The 4830-nt window shown below is 67.6% G+C and carries 4 protein-coding genes; 3 read left to right on the forward strand and 1 reads right to left on the reverse strand.

Going from position 1 to position 4830, the window contains the following annotated elements; genetic code table 11:
• Window positions 1-231, reverse strand: a 231-nt coding sequence (locus VGF64_19065; protein HEY1636863.1) for a chloride channel protein, incomplete at its 3' end; no start/stop codon positions are given.
• A gap of 139 nt (window positions 232-370) precedes the next feature.
• Between VGF64_19065 and VGF64_19070 the strand changes: the two genes are divergently transcribed.
• From VGF64_19070 to VGF64_19080, 3 genes are all read left to right on the forward strand, one after another.
• Complete coding sequence (locus VGF64_19070) at window positions 371-1705, forward strand: hypothetical protein (GenBank protein ID HEY1636864.1); 1335 nt, start codon at window positions 371-373, stop codon at window positions 1703-1705.
• 43 nt (window positions 1706-1748) lie between these two features.
• Window positions 1749-1979, forward strand: coding sequence for a hypothetical protein (locus tag VGF64_19075; GenBank protein ID HEY1636865.1), 231 nt, complete (start codon window positions 1749-1751; stop codon window positions 1977-1979).
• Window positions 1980-2205: 226 nt separating this feature from the next.
• Window positions 2206-4773 (forward strand): LuxR C-terminal-related transcriptional regulator, encoded by a 2568-nt coding sequence (locus VGF64_19080; protein ID HEY1636866.1) that lies wholly within the window; start codon window positions 2206-2208, stop codon window positions 4771-4773.
• Window positions 4774-4830: the final 57 nt, after the last annotated feature.

The raw sequence follows: 4830 nt of genomic DNA on the forward strand, positions 1-4830 counted from the left end.
CAGCGCAACCAGCACGCCGGACAGCGCCAGCAATGGAAGCGGCCACCAGATCGGCTCGGTGCTGAAGCCGAGACCGTGCGGGAGGTGGGTGAAGATCTGGCTCTGGAGCACGGTGACGAGCTCGAGGAAGCCCCAAGCGGCGACCGACACAGGAGCGCCGATGATCGCGGCCAGCACCAGCAGGCCGGCGTACCTTCGCGACCGCAGCAGCTCCAAGGGGTCGGAGGCCATCCCCCACGATCCTCCCCGTCCAACGGCGAACTGTCGTCACCCTGGTCGGATGATTGTCCCGCCACGCTCTCTTTCACCCTCACGGGGTGATGATGTGCGAGCGCCCGCTCTTTAGCGTGCTTGGCGGAGGTAACTTGCCATGACCGAGGCAGAGAGTCGTCCCCCCCAAGGCGGCGCCGCCATGGCCCGTCGCCGCCGATCGTTCCCGTGGCGCGGGCTTACCAGGGGGACCCTCCTGGTCGTCGGCTGCGTGCTCGCCATCTTCTCGGTCCTGATCATCTGGGTGCGAGCCGAGCTCCTGAACACCGACGTGTATGTCAACACCATGGCCCCGCTGGCCTCGAGTCCCGCCGTTCAGAACGCCATCGCCACCGACATCAGCAACCAGCTGTCTGCCAAGGTCGACATCCAGGCCAAGGTGAGGGACTCCCTGCCACCCGCTGCTGCCGGGCTGGCCGCACCCCTGGCCAGCCAGCTCCAGAGCTTCACGTACAACGCGGCCAAGAGGTTCGTCAGCTCCGACAGGTTCCAGAACCGATGGGTGAGCATCAACCGCAACGCGCACGGCGCCATCGTGGCGGTGCTGACGGGCGAGCAGAAGGGCAGAGTCTCCACGGCCGGTGGCAAGGTCACCCTCGACCTGTCCTCGGTGACAAGCGATGTGCAGAGCAGACTCCAGAGCTCGGGGGTCACGGCCTTCCAGAACGTCAACCTGGGCAACGGGCAGGTCGTCCTGCTCGACTCGCCCACCCTGCAGACGGTGCAAGGGGCGACCAAGGTCCTGAAGGGCCTGGCCTACCTCTTCCCCGTCCTCGCCCTGGGATGCCTGGCCGGCGTCGTCGCCTTGTCGAAGGACCACCGGAGAGGGGTCCTGCGGGCGGCGGTCTGGCTCGCCGGCGCCATGGGGGCGCTGCTGGCCGTGATTGCCGTGCTGCGCCAGATTTACCTCAACGAGGTCGTGAGCCCAAGGCTTCCCAGCGACGCCGCCAACGACATCTTCAACGCCTTGTTCGCCTTCGTGCGCCTGGTCGCCATCTTGGTGTTCGTGGTGGGCGTGGTGGTGGCCCTGGCCGCCGCCCTGGCCGGCCCGTCCCGGCCGGCGGTCGCGACCAGGCGTACCGTGCGAGGCGGGCTGGACCGGGCCCGGCAGCGGGACTTCGGACCGGTGGGAAGCTGGGTCGGCCGCAACCGTGGCGCAGTGCGCATCGGCATCGTGGTCGCCGCCTTCCTGGTCCTCGTGGGATGGAGTGAAGCCACCGGCTGGGTGGTCCTCGGCCTGGCCCTGATCGTCGCGGTGCTCTTCGGCCTCGTCGAGATCATCAGTCCACACCCTCCTCGGGGTGACGGGGCGGGGACGGAGACGCAAGCCACACCGGCGGATCCGGCCGACCCGGCCGCTCCGCCGCCGACATCCGGAACGGACCCGGATCGCTCGACGGACGCCACGCCGGTCGCGCAGGGCCAGCGCGAATGAGCCCGTCGTTCGGCCCACAGGGCGACGGTCCGAGAGGGATCCCATGGCCGTGAGGGACTACACGATCCTGGTCAGAGGCGAGTTCGGTCGAGGACACTCCGTCGCCTTCGAGGACCTGGATGTCTCGGTCTCCGGTGGTCACACCCGGCTGTCCGGCAGATTCCCGGATCAGGCGGCCTTCTACGGAGTGCTCCGCCGCCTGGAGGACCTCGGGCTCGAGATCATCGATATCCACTCCGTGGTGCCCACTCGGCACTCCGGCCCGTCGCAGTGAGCGGCCTTTTACTGCGCATTGGGGTCGAAATCATCTGAATCTGGCGCCACCAAGAAAAGCCCGACCTACCCGGCGCGGCCAGGTTGGCTAGCTTGTACCCGTAAGGGGGAGCAAGCTCCCCTGGCCCGACGGGGGGAGAACCGACTTGGGCGCCGTCCGGCGAGAGACCGAGGCACGCTCCGAGAAGCCCACAGCGCACTCGGGGCGCCATCTGCTCCCCCGGTTGGTGGCCACCAAGCTCCGGCCTCCCGAGCTGCCGCCTGCCCACGTGCCGCGGCCCGCTCTGTGCGGGGTCCTCTCTCGCGAAGGCACCCGTCTGACGCTCCTGTCGGGTCCGCCCGGAGTTGGCAAGACCACGCTGCTCGCCGAGTGGATCGCCGAACAACCCGATCGGCGGGTTGCGTGGCTCTCGGTCGACGCGCTGGACAACGACCCGATCCATTTCTGGACCTACCTCGTCGCCTCGCTTCAACGTCACGAGCCCAGCGCCGGCGTCGAAGCGCTCGACCTCCTGATGGGCGGCGAGGACGACGAGTCCCTGACGCCCGTGGAGTCACTGGCCGCCGACCTGACCGATCTCGGGCGGCCTGTGACGCTGATCCTCGATGACCTGCATCGGGTACAAGCCCGCCACGTGTTCCACGTACTCGACTACCTCGTCGGGAACTTGCCGCTCGGCTTGCGGGTGATCCTCAGCACCCGGGTCGACCCTCCGCTGGCACTCCACCGCCTCCGGGCTGGCAATGAGCTCCTCGAGCTCCGCCAATCAGACCTGCAGTTCGCGGAGTACGACGCCGAGGCCTTCTTCGAGCGCTTCGGGGGCATGCGGCTGGCACCCGCCGATGTCCAGACCCTGACCGAGCAGACCGAGGGCTGGATCGCCGGGCTGAAGCTGGCGGCGCTGTCCCTGCGCGACGAGGGAGATCCCCAAGCGTTCGTCCGGCGTTTTGCAGGACCTCACCCGACGATCTCGGACTACCTGCTCGGCGAGGTCCTGGAGCACCAGCCGACGGACACACAGGATTTCCTGCTCCAGACCTCCATCCTCCCCGAGCTCAACGCCTCGTTGTGCGACGCCGTCACCGGTCGGGCTGACAGTCATCGGCTCCTTCGGGCGCTCGAAGCGCAGAATCTCTTCATCCTCTCCGTCGACCGCGCCAAACACTCATTTCGCTACCACCAGCTGTTCGCGGAGTTGCTGCAAAGCGAGTTGCGGGCCAGGGATCGCACGGCCTGGCGCGCCGCGCACCGGCGCGCCACAGAGTGGTTCTCGAGTGAGGATCGACCATCGGATGCCATGAACCACCTGTTCGCGGGTGGTTTCCACGATGAGGCTCTGGATCTCCTCATCGAGAACGCCCCCGGCTTCTCCGACCGCACCCAGGTCCCGGAGATGCTCCAGTGGCTCGACCGGTTTCCCAAGGGATACTTCGACGCGCGCCCTCAGCGGATGCTCGATCTGGCCATGATCCTCTGCCTTGGCGGCCGCTATGCCGAGGCCGCCCGCTGCCTCGACCAGGTCGAGACCGCACTGTCAAAACAACCCGACGATGTGCAACAGGCGCGACTGACCGGCCACTGGGCCATGTGGTCCCATCTCGTCGGAGACGCAGCGCTCACTGTCGGCTGGGTGGAGAGGGCGATCAGTTCCTACCGTCCGGACGCCGACGACGGCTACTTCGATCGTTTCCCTGACGGGCTCGTGCGGTCGTGGGGATGGCTGGGCGATACCGAGCAGGCCTGGAAAGCGGGTCAACGCGTCTATCCGTTCCCGCCCGTCGCTGAGTCCGTCGCCCGGTTCCTCACGCCCGCAACGCTGTCGCAGATCCACCTGATCGAGGGACACCTGGACGAAGCCGAGCGGCTGGCGGACGAGGCCCTGATGTACGTGAATCTCACGGGACCGGACCACCCCGCACTCACCGAGGCCAGGCTCACCCGGGCGGGCGTGCTGTGGGAGCGGGACGAGCTCGACGAGTCCGAGCGGGAGTTCGAGACCAGCCTGCGTGATGCCGAGAGTCACAGGCGGACCGGATTTGCAATTCTCGCGTCGCTCGGCCTCGTGCGCATCTGGGCGGCGTCCGGCCGGCGTGACCAGGCCTTCGACCTTCTCTCCACGTGTCGCGAGACCAATCGCCCCCTGGCATTGCCGCAGCCGTTCGCGACCCGCGTGAGTGCGGCCGAGGCGCGACTGCTCATCGAGAGCTCCAGGGCAGAGGCGAGCCGTCTGATCGGACACATGCCGGCCTCGCTCGAGACGTCGTTCGTCCGCGTGCGCCTGGCACTGGCAGAGGGCGACCGGGTGGAGGCAGCCAGGCTTCTGACCGAGCTGGAGATCAGCCTGACGACGCCCAGACGACGACTGGAGTGGCAGCTGCTCGATGCCCGTTCCCGATCGCCCTCGAGCGGGCATTCGCTACAAGCTGCTCTCGAGTTCGCTGCGCGCGAGGGGTTCATCCGCACCTTCGTCGACGAGGGTGGCGAGTTGCTCCCCCTCCTGCACCAGCAATCAGTCGCCGGTCCCGCTTGGTTCGTCCAGGATGTCCTCGCCGCCATCGAGGCCTCCGCCAAGACGACAGCCCCCGACGCCGAGGGCCTCATCGATCCCCTCAGTGACCGGGAGCAGGTCGTGCTCAGCTACCTCCCGAGCTGGGTGTCGAGCGGCGAGATCGCAGCGGAGCTCTATATCTCGCTTAACACGCTCAAATCACACCTCAGGAGCATCTATCGCAAGCTCGGGGCCAGCTCGCGCCGCGAAGCAGTGGTCCAAGCCCGATCTCGTGGCCTGCTCTGACCCAGCTCCGTCGCCGAAGGCCAAATCATCCCGCCAGGGTGACGACACGGCCACCAT

The organism is Acidimicrobiales bacterium (assembly GCA_036491125.1).
Classification (GTDB): Bacteria; Actinomycetota; Acidimicrobiia; order Acidimicrobiales; family AC-9; genus AC-9.

What these genes read in the sequence shown, in the direction of transcription:
- VGF64_19070 (HEY1636864.1), top strand. Translation starts at nt 371, where the DNA reads ATGACCGAGGCAGAGAGTCGTCCCCCCCAAGGCGGCGCCGCCATGGCC.
- VGF64_19075 (HEY1636865.1), top strand. Translation starts at nt 1,749, where the DNA reads ATGGCCGTGAGGGACTACACGATCCTGGTCAGAGGCGAGTTCGGTCGA.